Annotated in this window: 20 protein-coding genes and 1 pseudogene; 14 read left to right on the forward strand and 7 right to left on the reverse strand. The window is 38.2% G+C overall.

The features are described 5' to 3' along the window. Positions 1-36: 36 nt before the first annotated feature. From HMPREF2542_RS08605 to HMPREF2542_RS08625, 5 genes are all read left to right on the forward strand, one after another. The gene (locus HMPREF2542_RS08605; RefSeq protein ID WP_058670400.1) at positions 37-795 is read left to right on the forward strand and encodes a DUF6261 family protein; all 759 of its coding nucleotides are present in this window, start codon (positions 37-39) and stop codon (positions 793-795) included. 153 nt (positions 796-948) lie between these two features. Beyond that, positions 949-1,281: a hypothetical protein gene (locus HMPREF2542_RS08610; RefSeq protein WP_227743451.1), complete on the forward strand. Its 333-nt coding sequence runs from the start codon at positions 949-951 to the stop codon at positions 1,279-1,281. A 157-nt stretch (positions 1,282-1,438) separates the two neighbouring features. Then, the gene (locus HMPREF2542_RS08615) at positions 1,439-2,173 is read left to right on the forward strand and encodes a polyphosphate polymerase domain-containing protein (protein ID WP_006270365.1); all 735 of its coding nucleotides are present in this window, start codon (positions 1,439-1,441) and stop codon (positions 2,171-2,173) included. Next, the gene (locus HMPREF2542_RS08620; protein WP_003071574.1) at positions 2,154-2,834 is read left to right on the forward strand and encodes a DUF4956 domain-containing protein; all 681 of its coding nucleotides are present in this window, start codon (positions 2,154-2,156) and stop codon (positions 2,832-2,834) included. Before HMPREF2542_RS08615 ends, HMPREF2542_RS08620 begins: the two co-directional genes overlap by 20 nt. A 13-nt stretch (positions 2,835-2,847) precedes the next feature. After that, positions 2,848-4,302, forward strand: a complete 1,455-nt coding sequence (locus tag HMPREF2542_RS08625; RefSeq protein WP_058669983.1) for a carbohydrate-binding domain-containing protein — start codon at positions 2,848-2,850, stop codon at positions 4,300-4,302. A gap of 227 nt (positions 4,303-4,529) precedes the next feature. Here HMPREF2542_RS08625 and HMPREF2542_RS08630 read toward each other — a convergent pair whose 3' ends face one another. The 3 genes from HMPREF2542_RS08630 to HMPREF2542_RS08640 are packed head-to-tail and all read right to left on the reverse strand — an operon-like array spanning position 4,530 to position 6,474. After that, positions 4,530-5,150, reverse strand: coding sequence for an HAD family hydrolase (locus tag HMPREF2542_RS08630; protein ID WP_058669982.1), 621 nt, complete (start codon positions 5,148-5,150; stop codon positions 4,530-4,532). A gap of 9 nt (positions 5,151-5,159) precedes the next feature. Next, positions 5,160-6,161: a DUF4097 family beta strand repeat-containing protein gene (locus tag HMPREF2542_RS08635; RefSeq protein ID WP_058669981.1), complete on the reverse strand. Its 1,002-nt coding sequence runs from the start codon at positions 6,159-6,161 to the stop codon at positions 5,160-5,162. Continuing rightward, a complete protein-coding gene (locus HMPREF2542_RS08640; protein WP_058669980.1) occupies positions 6,148-6,474 on the reverse strand; it encodes a PadR family transcriptional regulator in 327 nt (108 codons plus the stop codon). The genes HMPREF2542_RS08635 and HMPREF2542_RS08640 overlap by 14 nt, the downstream gene beginning before the upstream one ends. 303 nt (positions 6,475-6,777) lie before the next feature. On the opposite strand from HMPREF2542_RS08640, the gene HMPREF2542_RS08645 reads away from it, so the two are divergent. The 5 genes from HMPREF2542_RS08645 to dltD are packed head-to-tail and all read left to right on the forward strand — an operon-like array spanning position 6,778 to position 11,225. Beyond that, on the forward strand, positions 6,778-6,909 hold the full coding sequence (locus HMPREF2542_RS08645; protein ID WP_003026731.1) for a teichoic acid D-Ala incorporation-associated protein DltX: 132 nt from the start codon (positions 6,778-6,780) through the stop codon (positions 6,907-6,909). Between the two features lie 33 nt (positions 6,910-6,942). After that, a complete protein-coding gene (gene dltA, locus HMPREF2542_RS08650) occupies positions 6,943-8,469 on the forward strand; it encodes a D-alanine--poly(phosphoribitol) ligase subunit DltA (RefSeq protein WP_282186156.1) in 1,527 nt (508 codons plus the stop codon). After that, positions 8,466-9,710, forward strand: a complete 1,245-nt coding sequence (gene dltB, locus HMPREF2542_RS08655) for a D-alanyl-lipoteichoic acid biosynthesis protein DltB (protein ID WP_058669979.1) — start codon at positions 8,466-8,468, stop codon at positions 9,708-9,710. The genes dltA and dltB overlap by 4 nt, the downstream gene beginning before the upstream one ends. A 14-nt stretch (positions 9,711-9,724) precedes the next feature. After that, positions 9,725-9,964: a D-alanine--poly(phosphoribitol) ligase subunit DltC gene (gene dltC / locus HMPREF2542_RS08660; RefSeq protein ID WP_006269161.1), complete on the forward strand. Its 240-nt coding sequence runs from the start codon at positions 9,725-9,727 to the stop codon at positions 9,962-9,964. Continuing rightward, complete coding sequence (gene dltD, locus HMPREF2542_RS08665) at positions 9,957-11,225, forward strand: D-alanyl-lipoteichoic acid biosynthesis protein DltD (RefSeq protein WP_058669978.1); 1,269 nt, start codon at positions 9,957-9,959, stop codon at positions 11,223-11,225. Before dltC ends, dltD begins: the two co-directional genes overlap by 8 nt. Before the next feature lie 128 nt (positions 11,226-11,353). Here dltD and HMPREF2542_RS08670 read toward each other — a convergent pair whose 3' ends face one another. Together HMPREF2542_RS08670 and HMPREF2542_RS08675 are read right to left on the reverse strand one after the other, a co-directional pair. Next, a complete protein-coding gene (locus HMPREF2542_RS08670; protein ID WP_037598325.1) occupies positions 11,354-12,190 on the reverse strand; it encodes a Cof-type HAD-IIB family hydrolase in 837 nt (278 codons plus the stop codon). A 19-nt stretch (positions 12,191-12,209) separates the two neighbouring features. After that, positions 12,210-12,956, reverse strand: a complete 747-nt coding sequence (locus HMPREF2542_RS08675) for a DeoR/GlpR family DNA-binding transcription regulator (RefSeq protein ID WP_058669977.1) — start codon at positions 12,954-12,956, stop codon at positions 12,210-12,212. Positions 12,957-13,215: 259 nt separating this feature from the next. Between HMPREF2542_RS08675 and HMPREF2542_RS08680 the strand changes: the two genes are divergently transcribed. Both HMPREF2542_RS08680 and HMPREF2542_RS08685 read left to right on the forward strand, forming a co-directional pair. After that, the gene (locus HMPREF2542_RS08680; protein ID WP_058669976.1) at positions 13,216-13,812 is read left to right on the forward strand and encodes a DNA-3-methyladenine glycosylase; all 597 of its coding nucleotides are present in this window, start codon (positions 13,216-13,218) and stop codon (positions 13,810-13,812) included. Next, entirely contained in the window at positions 13,799-15,043 is a 1,245-nt protein-coding gene (locus tag HMPREF2542_RS08685) for a S41 family peptidase (protein WP_058669975.1), read from the forward strand. Before HMPREF2542_RS08680 ends, HMPREF2542_RS08685 begins: the two co-directional genes overlap by 14 nt. Positions 15,044-15,113: 70 nt before the next feature. Here HMPREF2542_RS08685 and HMPREF2542_RS08690 read toward each other — a convergent pair whose 3' ends face one another. After that, on the reverse strand, positions 15,114-16,283 hold the full coding sequence (locus tag HMPREF2542_RS08690; protein ID WP_048800947.1) for a CynX/NimT family MFS transporter: 1,170 nt from the start codon (positions 16,281-16,283) through the stop codon (positions 15,114-15,116). A 63-nt stretch (positions 16,284-16,346) separates the two neighbouring features. Continuing rightward, on the reverse strand, positions 16,347-16,868 hold the full coding sequence (locus HMPREF2542_RS08695; RefSeq protein WP_070484714.1) for a TetR/AcrR family transcriptional regulator: 522 nt from the start codon (positions 16,866-16,868) through the stop codon (positions 16,347-16,349). A gap of 170 nt (positions 16,869-17,038) precedes the next feature. On the opposite strand from HMPREF2542_RS08695, the gene HMPREF2542_RS08700 reads away from it, so the two are divergent. After that, positions 17,039-17,908 carry a cation diffusion facilitator family transporter gene (locus tag HMPREF2542_RS08700; protein ID WP_058669973.1) on the forward strand — a complete coding sequence of 290 codons (870 nt, stop codon included), beginning with the start codon at positions 17,039-17,041 and terminating at the stop codon, positions 17,906-17,908. A gap of 159 nt (positions 17,909-18,067) precedes the next feature. Beyond that, positions 18,068-18,202: pseudogene (locus HMPREF2542_RS10215) on the forward strand (GNAT family N-acetyltransferase); the annotation flags it as partial. Between the last annotated feature and the right edge of the window lie 18 nt (positions 18,203-18,220).

Below are 18,220 nucleotides of genomic sequence, written 5' to 3' on the forward strand. Positions count from 1 at the left end.
CTTTAAGTGACAAGTAAAAAAGGAAAGAAGGAATTTATGAAGCAAGAAAAGCTCATTGGACTTAAGATTAGTAATCTTCGTCATGCGGAATTCACGCAGTTTATCACTCGTTTTTTAGACGATGTGGAGAAAGAAGCGCTCGACTTTAAAAATGAGGATGTCATTACCGCTCTCGTCAAGAAGATAAAGGCAGCTTTGCCTGCTTATCAAGCCTCTCTCGGTCAGATTCGGGCGAGTGAAAAATCAGCTTCGATTAGTGCGGCTGACGAATTGCGCGACGCTGATTTGCAAGCTCTTCGCGATGCGCTGAAACCTTATCGGGCAGCCAAGCGGGAAGAGGAAAAGTCAGCTTATGCCAGCTTGAAACGCTTGTTTGACCAATACAAAGACGCTCATCAGAAGCATTACGAGGAAGAAACAGCCCTCGTTGTCAGCTTGCTGGACAAGCTAAAAACGGCCCCATATAAGGAGCAAGTGGGGACTTTAGCGCTTGGGAAATTCGTTGAAAATCTGACCGAAAGCCACTCGACTTTTGAACAACTTTTTGCTTCTCGCTCCCAAGAGAAATTGCAAAAAGTGAGCTATGATGTCAAGCGATTGCGCAAAGAAGTGGCGACGCCTTACCAACAGTTGGCGGACTATGTAGTGATTTTGCACCAAGTCAAAGACGATAGCTTTTATGCGACCTTCCTTTCCGTGCTCAACAACAGCCGCAAGCACTATGCGGATGTCCTTGCCCGTCGCAAGGGCAAAGAGCCTAAAGCAGAAGCAGGAAAAGTAGCAGAAATCAACTAACATTTCTTCTTCATCTTACTTGAAGTTTTTCTGTCAGAGCGGTAGGATAAAGACGAAGAAGAGGAAGAGCAGAGGATTAGAAAGTGTGATGGGATGATAAGATTTCATTTTAATAACGAATTTTGGTTTCGGTGGCGGTTTTATCTGTTGAGCATGATGATATTCGTTTCCTTGGTTGTTGAACCTTATCCGAAATTAGACGTGTTCAATGTGATTTATTTTGCTGTGTTGGGAACATTTTTGCTTTTGCAGATCTTTGTGCCAGAGTGTTCGCATAAGCGGTCCTATCCAGTAGGCAGCTATCACTTTAACTGGGAATTTTATAATGATATTTCCTTGTATATGATGTTTTATTTTTTACGTACTTTCTCTTCTGGTCCAATAAGCGGTGATACCGTGTGGTACTGGATTTTGCTGATAGCAGATATTCTCGTTATTTGTACTTTTCTTATCAAAAGAGAAAAAGCAGAGAAGAGTGAAGAATAAGATGTGACAACTTCTATTTTCTATTTCATTCTACAGACATCTATTAAACACCTCCAGGAAATGGGGGTGTTTTGTTTTCTTTAAGTTTTCTTTAGCTTTCTTTTAAGGATTTGCCCGTAAACTACGTAGATAAAGAACGACAAAGGAGAGCAATCTCATGGCTAAAAAAACATTTAAAGATAAATTTCAACGGATAGAAACCAAGTACGTCATCTCAAAGGAAACGTTGGCAGATTTGCTAAAGGAGTTTGAAGCGTATATGGCAGAAGACGAGCATGCCTATTCTACGATTGGCAATCTCTACTATGACACGCCGACCTATCAGATGATTCGGGAGTCTTTGGAGAAGCCTTATTTCAAGGAAAAATTGCGCGTGCGGACTTATGACGCTAGCCCTCAGGCTGATAGCCAAGTTTTTTTGGAAATCAAGAAAAAAGTGCGTAAGGTTGTGTATAAACGTCGGATTGCGACTGAGTTGTTGACAGCAGAGCGATACCTCGCGGGGGAATGCCAGCTTGAGGATTCGCAGATTAAGAAAGAAATCGAATGGCTCTGCAAGCGGTATGGAGGTGTGCAGCCCATGATGTATATTTACTACAACCGCTACTCTTTAAAAGGTTTGGAAGATTCAAATGTGCGGATTACCATTGATTATGATGTCGCTTATCGAACGAAAAAATTAAGTTTGTTAGCAGGAAAAGATGGCAAGAACCTGCTACCTGACAACCATGTTATCATGGAAATTAAGGTACCTGGGGCGTATCCACTCTGGCTGGCAGAAATTTTGGACTGCTACCACGTTTTTCCAAAATCTTTCTCAAAATATGGAGTCGCCTATAAGAAAACAACAGACTATAAAGGAGTAATCAGACATGTTCGATCAGTTATTTAATAACGTTTTTACAGGAACAACAATCAATCCAGCCAGTATGTTTGGTGCGATTGGTGTTGCCCTTGTGCTGGGACTGATATTAGCCAAGGTTTATCAGTACAAAACCATTTACAGCAAGTCCTTTATGATGACTTTGGTTATGCTACCGACTTTGATTGCTATTGTCATTTTTTTAGTAAATGGTAGTCTGGGAGCAGGGGTTGCGGTAATGGGAGCTTTCAGCTTGATTCGCTTTCGTTCAGCACCGGGTGGTGCTAAGGAATTGCTCGCAATTTTCCTTGCTATGACGATTGGGATTGCTGTCGGCATGGGCTATCTTATTTTTGCTAGCGTCTTTACAATCATTATGTCGGTGGTTATGTTGTTGCTGGAAACGGTGAATTTTGGGCAGATGAAGCATTCTATGCGTCAAGTGACTGTTGTCATTCCAGAAAGTTTGGATTATGAGATGGTCTTTGATGACATCTTTCAAAAGGCGACCAACTATGTTGAACTGGCAAATGTCAAAACGTCTGATATGGGAAGTTTGTTCAAGATTAAGTATATTGTCCAATTAAATGGTACGATGACAGAGAAAGAATTAGTGGACGCTCTGCGGACGCGAAATGGGAATTTAGAGATTGCCATTAGCCGCTATGTCACAAAAGAAAATGAACTATAAAAGGAGGACAGCCATGAGAAAATCAACCTCAAAACGAAAACAGTTCAAACGTTTGATTCTGCTTGTCCTATTGACAGTTGCTTTGGGAGCATGCGGTGCGAAAAACGGTAGTTCAACCAGTACCAATTCCTCTAGCACCAGTAAGGTAACGACCGTTAAACTGTCCAATTATTTTACCAAGCGTGACCAAGATGCTTCTTATGATGAATCAAAAGCAACTAAGATTAGTCTGAGCGGTTCATCTGCTAAGGCTTCTGGTTCTGGTGCAGAAGTGTCGGGATCTACGGTGACAATTACTAAAGCTGGGACATATATCTTGTCTGGTTCAAGTGAAAACGTTCAAATCATTGTGAAAGTTAAGAAAAAAGATAAGGTTCAGCTCGTGCTGAACGGGGTCACGATGACTGGAACAGATGCTGCAATTGTCGTAGAAAATGCAGATAAGACTTTTATCACCCTTGCAAAAGGTAGTAAGAATACGATTTCGGATTCTGCCCATCACAAGAATACAAAGTATGATGCTGCAATTTACAGTAAAGATGATCTCACTTTCAATGGTTCTGGCAGTTTGACGGTAGAAGGCAATTATGGGAATGCTATTGAGTCTAATGATGATTTGCGTATTTCAGGCGGAACTTATACGATTAAAGGTTATAAAAACGCCCTTTCAGCTAATGACGCAATCAATATCAAAGCCGCAACAATGAATTTGACTGCTACTTATGATGCAATTCATGCAGACAATGATAAAAATACGTCTCTGGGGAATTTCTATATCCATTCTGGCAAGATAACCATTCACGCTGGGGATGATGGTATTCATGCTTCTAACATTGCTCTTGTTGATGGTGGTACGATTAAGGTAGAAAAGAGCGAAGAAGCGCTGGAAGGCAAAACCGTAACCATTAACGGTGGGGATTTAGACTTGACAGCGAATGACGATGGAATCAATGCCGCAGACGGTAGCAGTAGTAAAAAGACTCCGGGACAAGCTACTGCTGGTGTCAGCCTGACAATTACTGGTGGTAAGATAAAGATTAATGCACAAGGTGACGGTTTGGATTCTAATGGGGATTTGACCATTTCAGGTGGGGAAGTCTATGTGGACGGTCCCACAAATGGTGGCAATGGTGCTCTTGACTATGATGGCAATGGCACCATTACTGGTGGCACCGTTGTAATGGTCGGTAGCAATGGCATGGCAATGGGCTTTGGCTCAAACTCTAAACAGGCCTCTATCCTTACGAATGTACCTGGGAATGCTGGTGCTAAGGTGACGATTTCTGATTCGTCAGGAAAAGAAATCCTCAGCTACACCGCTGCTAAAAATTTCCAATCTGTTCTGGCGAGCTCAGCTGCTATTAAAGACGGTAAAAGCTACACCATTACAGTCAATGGACAATCCACGACTGCAACAGCTAGCCTAACTACTCAAAATGCAAATGGGATGGGCGGAGGTCGGAAATAGCATGAAAAGAGGTCGGTAAGCCCCAACCTCTTTCGTTTGACCTTCACAATAAAACCAATCATACAATTTAAGAATAACACTAAGGAACTGCTTAAACAATTCCTCTTCCTTGGGCTTCAATATAGCACAATAGCAAAAAACAAGTCTATTTTTGAAGGAAAATATATGCTGTAATAAAATTAATGACAGTAAAAAACTAGAGTTTCTTGCTCTAGCTTTTTATGTTACTAATTCTTCAAAATATCTCCTATTTCTGCCAAATTATCAACAGTCCAATCTAGAGTTTCTGCTGGATTAGTTATGTGAGTCAAGCGACTAAAACCCTGCCGGATCCAAATAGTTCGCATACCAAGTTGTTTAGCTGGAAGAATATCATTGTCTAAACGATCGCCAATCATCACAGCATGTTCAGCCAAGCAGTTTGCTTGTTGGAGAGCCAGCTTAAAAATGGCTAGATTAGGTTTTGCCAGACCAACATCGGCAGAAGAAATAATGAGATCTATGTAAGAATCAATACCAAAGTTTCTCAATCTTGCCAGTAGATTCGGTAATTGATTAGCAAGGATACCAATCTTGTAGTGTGAGTAAAGAGTTTTCAGCACATGTTTGCAGTCAGGATACAGCACCTCTAAATCAGACCTCCAAGACGGACGCTTCAGACCATAATCGTTCAGAACCTCCGCATCGCCCTTTTTGTTTTCTTTAAAATAGTGAATCATGGTTTGATAAAATGCTGCATAAGAAATGTGAGTATCCGCAATAGCCTGCTCAATCCGATCTTGGTAGGATTTTTCTTCGTTTACCAAAGTTGAGCCAATATCAAAGAATAACCAATGAATCTGTTTCATGCGAAACCTCTAATAAAGATTGATATCTCCGCTGACAGCTTGGATAGTAAGAGAATCTGTAGAAGCCATTGCTTGGTGGTGGATTGTGTTGCCAATGATTTGGTGGCTCGGCTGGAGCTGGTCAGAAATAGAAATGTCTCCGTGCACCGTTTCGAGATCATATCTGAAATCATGGTGCAGCAGATGAAGTGAAATATCTCCGCTAGTTGTTTGAATGAAAGTCTTACCAGTAATTTCTAAAGAATGCGTATCGAAATCCCCTGACACAAGAGACAGCTTACAATCCGTCAATTTGACATGCGCTAGATGAATATCGCCACTGATAAGGGTAACATTGGTTTGTTGCAAATGGCAATGCCGCATAGTCAGATCGCCACTTGAAAGCTCAATCGTTCCTTTTTGTGTTTGAAGATGAGATACAGCTACATCACCAGAAGTTGCTTGAAGTGAGAATGATTGAAGAATCTTGCTATTCGGGATTTGAATGCAAACTGGATGACGATCCAGACCATTTTTCATGACATGAATAATCCAGTTCAAACCACTAGAGTTTGCTGCTCCTTTTTCTGTAATGTACCATTTCTTGTCACGAACAATCGAGCTTAACTGGTTGCTGCTCTTTCCGTTGTAGTATTTGATATGAAAGAAAGCATCAGGTGAAGGCTCAATTTGAATATCTTTAGTACTCACATCAATATGCAATTCAGAGACGGTTGAGTAATCTTCAAAGATATAAGTGTCGCTAACATATTGTGAAGGATGAATATTCGGAGATGGTTGTTTTGCTGGATTATCAGAATTTATCTCTTCTGTCGAATGTACTGAAAGCGAGCGAATAATCTCTTCTGCTGCGTCTCTAGGATCTCCTAACTCTTTAATGACTAGTGCTTCATTTTCAGATCCAGCGTCTTCAAAGTATTCCGTAAAATAATCCATCGCTTCTTTATAGTCTGCCTCAGGTAATGTTTTTAAGTATTTCTCTAATGCGGCTAAATAATCAGTTCTTGTCATGACGAACGCTCCCTTCTATAATACCGTTGACTGTCGCTGTATACACTTTCCACTTCTCCTTAAGGGTACTTAATTGCTCTCGTCCATTTGGAGTAAGAGAGTAATACTTTCGTTTTCGACCTTGATATTCTTGAGAATAAGTTGTTAAGTAACGATTCTTTTCTAACTTTTTTAAAATAGGATATAAGGTTGATTCCTTGATATTGGCAATCAATTTAATCGTTTGGCTAATCTCATAGCCATAGGAATCTTCACTTTCCAAAATCGCTAGAATGAGAAATTCAATCAAGGTAGAAGATGTTGGAAAATACATGAGTCACCTCCTATGTATAATATTTTTATATATAATTTTTCTATACATAGTATAGTGCTTTTCACTTTCAAAGTCAAGAAAATATATAAAATTTTTATATATTTTTAAAATGTAAGTCTAAAACCATTTTCTTTTCTAGTTTTTTGAGACAGCACATCTGTGATTTCTCTAGGTTTGTTGTAAATAAACCTTAATTCTAGCTTAATTCATTAATTAAAGAATGTTTTGTATTGAAAAATTGCGCTAGAAAATGGTAAAATATACTAAGTCTATCTTAGAAGTAAGACAAAAGTGATGAATATAATGAAAAAACATAAAATAATTTTTAAATTTTTTGGGCAGACGCTACTTTATTTTGTGATATTTTTAGCCTTGCTTTATTTCTTTAATTATCTTGGCCAAGGTCAAGGTGGTTTTATCTACAATGAATTTTAGGAGCAGATTGTGACCAATTCAGTAATTAATGATATGATTGAAACGATTGAGTATTTTGCTCAGTCTCAACCAGATTTTCCAGTTTACAATGTCCTCGGAGAAGTTCATACTTATCATGATTTGAAAGTGGACTCAGATTCCCTTGCTGCAAAGATTGATAGCCTTGCGCTTCCTGAGAAATCACCAGTAGTAGTTTTTGGTGGGCAAGAATACGACATGTTGGCGACTTTTGTAGCCTTAACGAAGTCAGGTCATGCCTATATCCCGATTGATAGTCATTCCGCCCTTGAACGTGTGACAGCAATTGTGGAAGTGGCACAACCTAGTCTCATCATTGCGATCAATGAATTTCCACTGAAAGATAAATCGATACCAATTCTTGATTTAGCAACAGTTCAAGCAGCTTTTGCAGAAAAAAAGCCTTACCAGCTTACACATTCTGTTAAAGGGGATGATAATTACTATATCATCTTCACTTCAGGAACGACTGGAAAGCCAAAGGGTGTGCAAATCTCGCACGATAATTTGCTCAGTTTCACTAACTGGATGATTACAGATAAGGAATTTGCGACTCCAGAGCAGCCACAAATGCTGGCACAGCCACCGTATTCTTTTGATTTATCGGTTATGTATTGGGCGCCAACCTTAGCACTTGGAGGCACACTTTTTGCGGTTCCGTCTGCCATTACGCAAGATTTCAAGCAGTTATTTGAAACTATCTTGAATTTGCCGATTGCCATTTGGACATCAACACCGTCTTTTGCAGATATGGCGATGTTATCGGAAGATTTCAACGCTGAAAAAATGCCAAGCATTACGCATTTCTACTTTGACGGGGAAGAATTGACGGTTAAAACAGCACAAAAATTGCGTGACCGTTTCCCAAATGCGCGTATTATCAATGCTTACGGTCCGACAGAAGCAACGGTGGCTTTATCTGCCGTTGCCATAACAGATGATATGCTAGCAAACATGAAACGCTTGCCGATTGGTTATACCAAACTAGATTCACCAACCTTTGTTATTGACGAAGATGGAAACAAGTTACCAAACGGTGAGCAAGGCGAAATTATCGTTTCTGGACCCGCTGTGTCAAAAGGCTATATGAACAATCCAGAAAAAACAGCTGAAGCATTCTTTGAATTTGAAGGGCTACCAGCCTATCATACAGGAGATGTTGGCACCATGACTGACGAAGGTTTACTTCTTTACGGTGGTCGCATGGACTTCCAAATTAAGTTTAATGGTTTCCGCATTGAGCTGGAAGATGTCTCACAAAATCTGAACAAATCCAAATATGTCGACTCGGCTGTGGCTGTACCGCGATATAACAAAGATCATAAAGTACAAAATCTTTTAGCCTATGTTATCTTGAAAGACGGAGTGAAAGAACAATTTGAGCGTGAGATCGACATCACAAAAGCTATCAAGGACGACTTACAAGATATTATGATGTCTTATATGATGCCTTCAAAATTCCTTTATCGTGAATCTTTACCACTAACACCGAATGGGAAGATTGATATTAAAGGTTTGATTAGTGAGGTTAACAATCGATGATGGATTTCATAAGACAGATTCCTCATTTGGAACCGTACGGGGATCCACAATATTTTGTGTATATCATTTTAGCTGTTTTGCCTATCTTTGTTGGTTTGTTCTTCAAAAAGAGATTTCCCATTTATGAGGCCTTAGTTAGTTTAGCTTTCATCATTTTTATGTTAATTGGACCTAAATTAACGCAAATCTATGCTCTACTGTTTTATGTTCTTTGGCAAATGCTTTGGGTTTGGACTTATAAAATTTATCGAAAAACAAGAGATAGTAAGTGGATATTCTATTTACATGTTGCACTCTCTGTTCTGCCGCTTTTCTTTGTAAAGGTAACGCCAGCTATTTATGGTCATCAATCACTATTGGGCTTTTTAGGAATTTCCTACTTAACTTTCCGTTCAGTAGGAATGATGATTGAGCTTCGAGATGGTGTGCTCAAAGACTTTAGTTTATGGGAATTTTTACGTTTCATGCTCTTTATGCCAACTTTTTCAAGTGGACCGATTGATCGCTTCAAACGTTTTAATCAAGACTATGAAAAGATCCCTGAGCGTGATGAATTGTTGGATATGCTTGAGAAATCAGTGCATTATATCATGCTAGGTTTCCTGTATAAGTTTATTTTAGCACATATCTTCGGCTCTATGATATTACCGCCTTTGAAGCAGTACGCATTACAAATGGGTGGTTGGTTTAATCTACCAACGCTAGGAGTAATGTATATCTTTGGACTGGATTTGTTCTTTGACTTTGCAGGCTATTCAATGTTTGCCCTTGCTATTTCCAATCTAATGGGAATTAAAAGTCCGATTAACTTTAATAAGCCTTTTGTTTCGCATGATTTGAAAGAATTTTGGAATCGTTGGCATATGAGTTTATCATTTTGGTTCCGTGACTTTGTCTTTATGCGTCTGGTTACAGTACTTATCCGAAACAAAGTTTTTAAAAATCGGAATACCACTTCAAGTGTAGCTTATATCATCAATATGCTAGTCATGGGCTTTTGGCACGGAGTCACTTGGTATTATATTGCTTATGGACTCTTTCACGGTCTAGGACTCGTTATCAATGATGCTTGGGTGCGAAAGAAGAAGATCATCAATAAAGAGCGGAAAAAGAAGAATTTACCTCCCTTGTCAGATAACAAATGGACGCAAGTAGCGGGAATGTTTATCACCTTTAATGTTGTAATGTTTTCATTCTTAATCTTTTCAGGATTTTTGAATGATTTATGGTTTAAAAAATAAAAAGGAGTTCTCTAATGGATATAAAAGCAGAAGTATTGGAAATTATTGATGAATTGTTTATGGAAGATGTATCAGACATGATGGATGAAGATTTGTTTGATGCAGGCGTTCTGGATAGTATGGGAACAGTTGAATTGATTGTTGAGTTAGAAAATCGCTTTGATATTCATGTTCCAGTATCAGAATTTGGTCGCGACGATTGGAATACAGCTAATAAAATTATTGAAGGTGTAACGGAGCTTCGTAATGCTTAAACGTTTATGGCTTATTTTAGGTCCGGTTATCTGTGCCTTTTTGATGGTTGTAACCTTACTATTTTTCTATCCAACCAAGCAGCGACATGATTATCAATCTGAAAAGCGCTCAGCCGTTACCCTGACAGCAGGAAGTTTCAAAGGAAGAGCACAAAAAGTACGTGCTTTAACAGATAAAAAGCATCGTTTTGTTCCTTACTTTGGGTCAAGTGAATGGTTGCGATTTGATAGCATGCACCCTGCTGTTTTGTCTGAAAAATACAAGCGGAATTATCGTCCATATTTTTTGGGACAACGTGGAGCGGCATCTCTCACACAATATTTTGGGATGCAACAAATGCTCCCCCAAATAGAAAATAAAACAGCTGTTTATGTGATTTCTCCTCAATGGTTTACAAAAAAAGGTTACAGCCCTGCAGCTTTTCAACAATATTTTAATAGTGATCAATTAACTAGTTTCTTGCACCAACAAGAAGGAGACATTGCTGCTCAATATGCAGCGAAGCGTCTCTTGCAACTGTATCCGACAGTAGCTATGAAAGATAATGTAAAAAAAGTCGCTGATAATCAGAAACTGTCAAATTTCGATAAACAGTACATTCGCCTTATAAGCCGCTTGAATAACCGCGAAGACGCTCTTTTTAGCTCCCTTTTTTCCGAACATAATGAGAATTATGAAAAATTAGTACAACCTCAGGTCAATCGATTGCCAGATAAATTTTCTTACTCAGATCTAGAGAAATTTGCGACAAGAGATGCTCAGAGGAATACAACAAACAATGACTTAGGAATTGACAATAAGTTTTATAAACATCGCTTGCGAAAGCGCATAAAGAAACTTAAAGGAACGCAAAAAAGGTTTTCTTATACCAAATCTCCTGAGTATAATGATTTGCAGCTTGTCTTGAATCAGTTCGCAAAGTCAAAAACCAATCCAATTTTTGTGATTCCGCCCGTTAATGCGAAATGGACGGCTTACACAGGATTGAGTCAGGAAAAATACCAACAGGCTGTTAAAAAAATTCGTTATCAATTAGAAAGCCAAGGTTTTACCAATATTGCAGACTTTTCAAATGATGGTGGAAAACCTTATTTTATGCAGGATACGATTCATATGGGATGGCTTGGTTGGCTAGCGTTTGATAAAGCTGTGAATCCTTTTATTTCAAATCCAAAACCAGCTCCTAACTATCAAATAAATAATCGATTCTTTAGCAAAGAATGGGCAAATTATGACGGCGATGCCAAGGATTTTAAATAATCATAAAAAGCTGAGAGAAATCTCAGCTTTTTAGAATGGGAGAAAGGGATGATACGACTTGTAAAAAGAGAGGATTTCTCAGTAGTTTTATTATGTCAGAACGTTTATGTTCCAGCACTTTGACAATTTTATTTACATCCAATCAAGATATAATCTTCAATGGCCTTGGCAACACCGTGCTGATTATTGGTTTGAGTAATAGCGGTGGCTTGAACTTTCACAGGTTCAGGGGCGTTTCCCATGGCGACTCCAAAACCAGCTAACTTTATCATCGGAAGGTCATTAAAATTATCTCCGATTGCCATGACTTGAGGAAGCGGAATTTGATAGTGTTGAGCGATTTCTTGGAGGGCATTTTCTTTGGAGACATTCTTAGCAGTGACCTCTAAGTAATTGTCTTTTGAAAGATAGAAAGCTGTATTGGGAAAATCAAGAGTTTGGAGATAATTGTAGAGACGCTGAATTATTGCAGGTTCATCAATCAAGAGAAGTTTGTGGATTGGGACAAGTACATCTAAGACAAGAATGAGTAGATTTTGAATTGTGGGGACTTCTCCAGTGATGTCAGCTTCAATCTGGATCCACTTATCAAAACGGTCGGCTAGCCAGTTCTTTCCAGAGTAGAGATTGATAGAAACTGTTGGAAATTCTTGCTTGATTAATTCAATGAAAGTCCGAATTTCTTTTTTATCCAAAGGGTGTTCAATGATAGTTTCATAATGTTGCGGATTACCTTTAATAACGAGAGCACCATTGTAGCAAGCTAAGGGATTGTCACCAAGCCCTAGTTCGTGCGCGATTGGCTTCATACCAAGTGGAGAGCGAGCAGATGCCAAGACAAAGGGAATGTTTTTCTTCTTTAAAAGCGGAATTTGCTCTTTCAGATTTTTGTCAACCTGATGTTGGTCATTTAAGATGGTTCCATCAATATCACTGACAATCAAACGAATACTTTGGTTATTCATAATTGTATCCTCCGTAAATTTAGTAGATGATTTTTAAAGTGTCAGGTAGGAGTGTCTTGATTTCTGTAGTTGGCTTTTGGTCTGTAATCCAATAGTCGAATGAACTGATATCGCTTAAAATATAATTGGAATTTTTTTGCCATTTCTCCTGCTCGGCTAGCAATACTTTCGTTTGGCTATGTTGCATGACTAGTTTTTTAATATAGGCATCTTCAGCATCCTCATAGCTAACTTGTCCATTTTTCAAACTTGCTGCTCCAAAGAAAGCAATATCGAATTGAAGATGTTCTAATAATTCAGCTTCATTTAAGGAATAATAGAAGCGGTTTTTGGGATAGAATTTGCCTCCAAGTAGATGAAAATCAATCTGTTTCTGGCCACTAAGCATGATAGCATTGTCTAAGGAATGCGAATAAATAGTGTTTTTTTGATTCATCAATTGAGCTAATTGCAAGATAATTGTTGAGACGTCAAAGTAAAGCAGTTGTTCTTCCTTAATCAATTCGTACGCTTTTTGAGCAATTTTTCTTTTTTCCTTGGTAAATTTTTTGCTACGATCATTGAAGGAGAGGATTTGTTGTTTGTTTTCTAAAGGAAGGATTCCGCCATGAGTCCGTTGTACGAGCTTACGCTCATTTAAAATAGAAAAATCCCTGCGAATGGTATCTTTAGAAACGTGAAAATAGTCAACCATTTCCTTTGCAGAAAGCTGTCTTTTCTCTGCAAGTAATTCTAATATTTTATTTAATCGTTGTTCTTGATACATACTCTTCCTCCTATGATTTCATTTTAGCATAAGGCATAAGTGATTTCAAGTTTTTTTAATGATTTATAAGTTTTTTGTAATGAGATTCAACTGTAAAGCCTTAAGGCAAATTTAAGTTAACTTTCTTATACTATAGATAATCCTAAAAACCTTTTCTCATACTAATCTCCTAAAGAAAAAAGCAATCGAATTGTACTGCCTTCAAAAGTTGGACAAATACGATTGCTTTTTTGTGTAAAATTCATGTTATAATAAGACCATGATTTCAAAAGAATTTCAAGAGCTGATGCGAGTAGATACAATTGCCACAGCAAAAGCCTTGCTTGGCATGCAACTTTGTTTGGATGGAAAACCCGTAGGAAGAATTGTTGAAACAGAAGCTTATCTGGGTGCAAAAGATAGTGCTTGCCATAGTGCGCATGGTAAACGCAGTCCGAAAAATGAATCTATGTATTTATCAGCAGGGCATTGGTATGTCTATCAGATTTACGGTCATCAGATGCTGAATTTAGTGACGAGGGCTGAAAATATAGCAGAAGCCGTCTTGATTCGGGCCTTGGAATTACCAGATGGTACATTACTTGCTAATGGTCCGGGGAAATTAACTAAATTTGTAGGGATTAGTAAAGCTTTTGATGGTCAGAATGTACAAGAATCACGTTTGCAACTGGCAGCCGATGCACTTCCTTTGCAAATTAGTTCACGTCCACGAATCGGCGTCACCTGTACAGATCATTGGCGAGAAGAGCTACTTTGCTTTTATGTAGCTGGCAATCGTCATGTGTCAAAAATTGCAAAAATAGGGTTATTACCAGATGAAGAAACATGGAGGAGAACACTTGATGACGAAAATTGAAATTTTTGAACAGGTTGTGGCGATGATGAAACAGGATTCGTCAACCAAAAAGGATCTAAAAGGAGCAGATCCAGACATGTATCGCAGGCAAATCACAAACGAGATGAAGGATGAGGATTTTCTTTATCAAATGCGGTGTTATCTGGCAAGTTTTGGAATCATTAGTCACGTTAGTTTTCATCCCAAACATCGGCAGGCACTAGGGTTTCGGCTGAGAAAATTTGAGAATCGACTATATATACTGAATGCAAATCCTGATACGGACTTATGCGTTGCAGACCAGATAATTTTGATAGATAATCAAACAATTCCAGCATTTTATCAAGTGCATCGTGATTATTTTGTCAGTGAGACAGAAGAGCGCCAATATATGGAGTGGGCCTACTTTGTGGCTAAATCTGATACGGTGACCTTGCTGCGAAATGGGCAAGAGCAGACAATTTCAGTACAGGAAACAAAATTGACTACACACACTCCTGCTTTTGAATATAAACAATTATCAGAAGAAACTCTATATTTGAAAATGGAAAATTTCTTTGATGAAGAAGCCATTGCAAACTTATACCAAGAAAGTAGCTCAGCTATTAGCACAGCAAAGAATGTTATTGTTGATGTGCGTGTTAATCATGGTGGATCGGATTCGTTGTATTTTCCTTTATTGCAATATGCACTTTCTGATGGCAAAAGTTTTAAGGACGTGACTTTTTCTGATGATGGTATGGAAATTTTATATACTAAGCGTAATGTAGAACTGCGTTTACAAGATTTTCAAGCAATGCTAAGGCAAGAAGATATTTCGCCTGAAACTCGAAATATGCTGGAGCAGTTTATAACTGAATTGGCTGTCAATAAAGACAAGGGGTATGTACTTTATGATCAATCAGATGAAGCGATTTTACCAGATGTGACTGGACAAGCAAAACCAGAAAAATTGTTTATTTTGTCGGATGTCTACTGTGGTTCATCAGGGGATAATTTCGTTTCGATGATGAAAGCATTTGACAAAGTTACCGTGATAGGTAGACCAACTCTAGGAATTTTAGATTATTCTAATTGCTGCACGGTGGATTTTGGCGATTATGAATTTGTATTTCCAACTTCACGGAGCCTTGCCGTTGATAAAGGACAAGGAATGAATGATAAAGGAGTGATACCAGATATTTTCATCCCTTGGACACCAGAGCATTTAGAGCGAGATATTGATTTAGAAGAATGTCTCAAACTTTGTTAAAGAAAAAAGAGAATGAAGCCGAACGTGTGATTTCATAGAAATCTAGTTTCGAATTTCATTCTCGTTTTTTTTATAAAATTTTATCAGATTTTTCTACATAAAAGAGCGCAATAATCATGATGATTGTAAGAACAAGCAAAATGACGATAGCTGGTATCCAAGAGCGGAAAAAATCTGCACTGTAACCAAAGAGAGCTGGACCAAAAGCGGCAAGGACATACCCGCCTGTTTGTGCTAATCCAGATAGCTGTGCAGTCTGATCAGGGCTGCTTGTTTTCATTGAAAAAGTAACCATAAGATAAGGGAAGAGTGCACTTACGGCTGTACCAATTAGAATGTTGATAATGAGCCAATACATAAAATTATTTGTCTGTATCAGTAACATGCTAATGCCGATAAGAGCGGATGATGATATTAGACCAAGCATGATGAGGCGATAACGAGGAGAGAGTCGAGTTGTCAAGCTGGGAATGGTCATTGAAAACGGCAGACTAATCAGATTAAAAACAGAAGCTAAAAATCCAGCAGAAGCATTTGAAATGCCAGCTTGTATGGCCATCGTCGGCAACCATGTTAGGCAAGTGTAAAAGAGTAGTGATTGCAGACCACCAAAAATAATAATAGCCCAGACTTTTTTATTTTTCCAAATAGTGTTGCCTTGACTTGATTTGTCTTTGCTGACTAAGTAGTGATTGTAGGAAGTATTTGGCAACCAAACTAAAAATGCTAAAAGACAGATGGCTGTCAGACAAAGTACCAACCCTTTCCATGAACTGGCTTCTGTTATGGGCACAGCAATAGAGGAAGCGATAGCTGTTGATAATCCCATAGAAGTGATATACATCGTTGTCAATAGCCCGATCCGATGCGGTTGGTTGGCTTGGATGACGCTTGGAAGTAATACGTTAAGCACTGCAATGGAAGCTCCAATAAGAATGGTTCCCATATAAAGGAGTGGTAGATTAAAAATCCGAATTAAAGAGCCGATTGTAAGAAGAGCGAGGACAAGAGCAAACAGTTTTTCTAGCCCAATTTTACTCGCTAAACGCGCTGAAAATGAAGAACAGAGAGCGAACATGATCAAGGGCAGACTGGTCAAAAGACCAAGTGAGCTCACCGAAACATGAAGCCCACTAGCAATGTTCGTTAAAACAGTTGGAAGCGTTGTAAAAGGCGTCCGCAAAGCGACACCCACCATGATAATTCCTGGTAATAAAAAGATAGAATGTTGTTTTTTCATAAATACTCCTAAGGGGTTCTTAGAAAATTATACCATAGAAATAGCTGAAATTATAGTTCTATATTAGTGCATGAGCTCCAGATAGTAGGATGTAATAGTGGCTTCTTCAATTTTATTTCGTTGTCCTAGCCACCAAGTAACTGTTTCGATAAAAGTTGTTGTGACATAGTTTTTTAAAAATGGTTCTGGTAAATTAGATTTTTGTGTCAATAGCTTTTCGCGAATGAGAGGAAAGAGATAGTGTTCTAGCTCTAATTTTAAACGATTAATAAAATAGATATTTTTAGATAATAATAAAGTGGCTATTTTATCTTGATTTTTCCTGAAATGGTAAAAAATATGAGCTGTTGCATCAAAAAGCTCACTTGCTTGGTAGCGCTCAATAAACGTATGCTGGAACAAATCTTGGCACATTTCTTCAAGTAGTGCCTCTTTTGTCTCAAAATGAGCATAGAAAGTCGACCGACCGACATCTGCAAGGTCAATGATTTCTTGAACTGTGAGGGACTCATAACTTTTTTGATTTAAAAGAGTGATGAAAGCCTGATAAATGGCTGTGCGTGATTTTTTAACTCGTCTATCCATCGTTTCCGAACAAATCTCCCTAAATGTACGCTATCAAACGAAGCATTAGATTTGTTTCTTGTTTCCTCCATTAAAATAGTAGATAATATAAGTGAACAAAGTGTTTTGTTTTGAATACATTATACAACAAATAAAATGAAATCTCAATGTGCAATTAGAAGGAGAAGATCATGAAATCAAGTAAAAATGTCTGGATTGCATTTCTGTTAAATTTTTCTTTTGCAATTATTGAATTTACCTTTGGTGTTCTTTTTAATTCTAGTGCTGTGCTAGCAGATGCGGTGCATGATACGGGTGATGCTTTAGCAATTGGCTTATCAGCATTTTTTGAAAGAATTTCCAATAGACGAGGTGATAGAAACTATACATTAGGCTATAAACGGTATAGTTTACTGGGAGCCATGTTGACCTCTACCATTTTGATAGTGGGCTCTATTCTCATTTTGGTTGAAAATGTTCCCAAGCTATTTGCGCCTGAACGGGTAAATTACGACGGTATGCTTATCTTGGGAATTTTTGCAATTGTAATCAACTTTGCAGCCAGCAGGGTGGTTAGTCATGGACATACGCACAACGAATCCATTCTGAGTCTGCATTTCTTAGAAGATATTTTAGGCTGGTTGGCTGTGATCTTTGTATCCTTTATTCTTCGTTTTACAAACTGGTATTTCCTTGACCCATTGCTTTCACTCATCATTTCAACCTTTATCTTGAGTAAAGCACTACCAAAGTTTTGGGAAAATGTTCAAATCTTTCTTGATCACGTACCGAGCGATGTAAATCTGAATGACCTTTATGCAGAAATTCAAACAATCGAGAATATCCAAACAGTCACTCAGCTAAATGTTTGGACAACCGATGGACTAGAAAAATTTGCGATGATTCATATTTGCATGAAACATCCCGAACAACAAGCAGAAACTCAGCAGCTCATTCGCCAACATCTCAAAATGTATGGAATTACAAAAGTAACCATTCAGACAGACAAAAGTTTAGATGAGCACGAAGAATGCTGTATTGGTGGAGAGAATGAGGAATGAGGAGAATAAAAATGGAGCATTCCGCTGTTAAGGAGTTGTTGAAAAGTGTTAAATCTGTTATCAACAAATTTTCAAAAGAAGACAGTTGGGGTATTTGTTTCCTAGATGTTGAAAAAGTAGCTCAGCTTGTCATAGAGATAGGAAATTGCTAAAATGTGAATAAGCAGATATTTGATTCGTGATGTAGCTGTTAACGAACGGAATCCTCTTTCCAAAGGTATGGGATTTGAAGTGTATAAAGGAATAGTACGTGATGAACAAGGGAATCCCTATCCTCTTCTATATATGAATTAGATAAATAATTTATAGTAT

Origin of the sequence: Streptococcus sp. HMSC034B05 (genome assembly GCF_001809055.1) — a bacterium.
GTDB lineage: Bacteria > Bacillota > Bacilli > Lactobacillales > Streptococcaceae > Streptococcus > Streptococcus constellatus.

Coding starts and splice junctions, on each gene's coding strand:
- HMPREF2542_RS08605 (WP_058670400.1), top strand. CDS start 37: ATGAAGCAAGAAAAGCTCATTGGACTTAAGATTAGTAATCTTCGTCAT.
- HMPREF2542_RS08610 (WP_227743451.1), top strand. CDS start 949: ATGATGATATTCGTTTCCTTGGTTGTTGAACCTTATCCGAAATTAGAC.
- HMPREF2542_RS08615 (WP_006270365.1), top strand. CDS start 1,439: ATGGCTAAAAAAACATTTAAAGATAAATTTCAACGGATAGAAACCAAG.
- HMPREF2542_RS08620 (WP_003071574.1), top strand. CDS start 2,154: ATGTTCGATCAGTTATTTAATAACGTTTTTACAGGAACAACAATCAAT.
- HMPREF2542_RS08625 (WP_058669983.1), top strand. CDS start 2,848: ATGAGAAAATCAACCTCAAAACGAAAACAGTTCAAACGTTTGATTCTG.
- HMPREF2542_RS08630 (WP_058669982.1), bottom strand. CDS start 5,150: ATGAAACAGATTCATTGGTTATTCTTTGATATTGGCTCAACTTTGGTA.
- HMPREF2542_RS08635 (WP_058669981.1), bottom strand. CDS start 6,161: ATGACAAGAACTGATTATTTAGCCGCATTAGAGAAATACTTAAAAACA.
- HMPREF2542_RS08640 (WP_058669980.1), bottom strand. CDS start 6,474: ATGTATTTTCCAACATCTTCTACCTTGATTGAATTTCTCATTCTAGCG.
- HMPREF2542_RS08645 (WP_003026731.1), top strand. CDS start 6,778: ATGAAAAAACATAAAATAATTTTTAAATTTTTTGGGCAGACGCTACTT.
- dltA (WP_282186156.1), top strand. CDS start 6,943: ATGATTGAAACGATTGAGTATTTTGCTCAGTCTCAACCAGATTTTCCA.
- dltB (WP_058669979.1), top strand. CDS start 8,466: ATGATGGATTTCATAAGACAGATTCCTCATTTGGAACCGTACGGGGAT.
- dltC (WP_006269161.1), top strand. CDS start 9,725: ATGGATATAAAAGCAGAAGTATTGGAAATTATTGATGAATTGTTTATG.
- dltD (WP_058669978.1), top strand. CDS start 9,957: ATGCTTAAACGTTTATGGCTTATTTTAGGTCCGGTTATCTGTGCCTTT.
- HMPREF2542_RS08670 (WP_037598325.1), bottom strand. CDS start 12,190: ATGAATAACCAAAGTATTCGTTTGATTGTCAGTGATATTGATGGAACC.
- HMPREF2542_RS08675 (WP_058669977.1), bottom strand. CDS start 12,956: ATGTATCAAGAACAACGATTAAATAAAATATTAGAATTACTTGCAGAG.
- HMPREF2542_RS08680 (WP_058669976.1), top strand. CDS start 13,216: ATGATTTCAAAAGAATTTCAAGAGCTGATGCGAGTAGATACAATTGCC.
- HMPREF2542_RS08685 (WP_058669975.1), top strand. CDS start 13,799: ATGACGAAAATTGAAATTTTTGAACAGGTTGTGGCGATGATGAAACAG.
- HMPREF2542_RS08690 (WP_048800947.1), bottom strand. CDS start 16,283: ATGAAAAAACAACATTCTATCTTTTTATTACCAGGAATTATCATGGTG.
- HMPREF2542_RS08695 (WP_070484714.1), bottom strand. CDS start 16,868: ATGGATAGACGAGTTAAAAAATCACGCACAGCCATTTATCAGGCTTTC.
- HMPREF2542_RS08700 (WP_058669973.1), top strand. CDS start 17,039: ATGAAATCAAGTAAAAATGTCTGGATTGCATTTCTGTTAAATTTTTCT.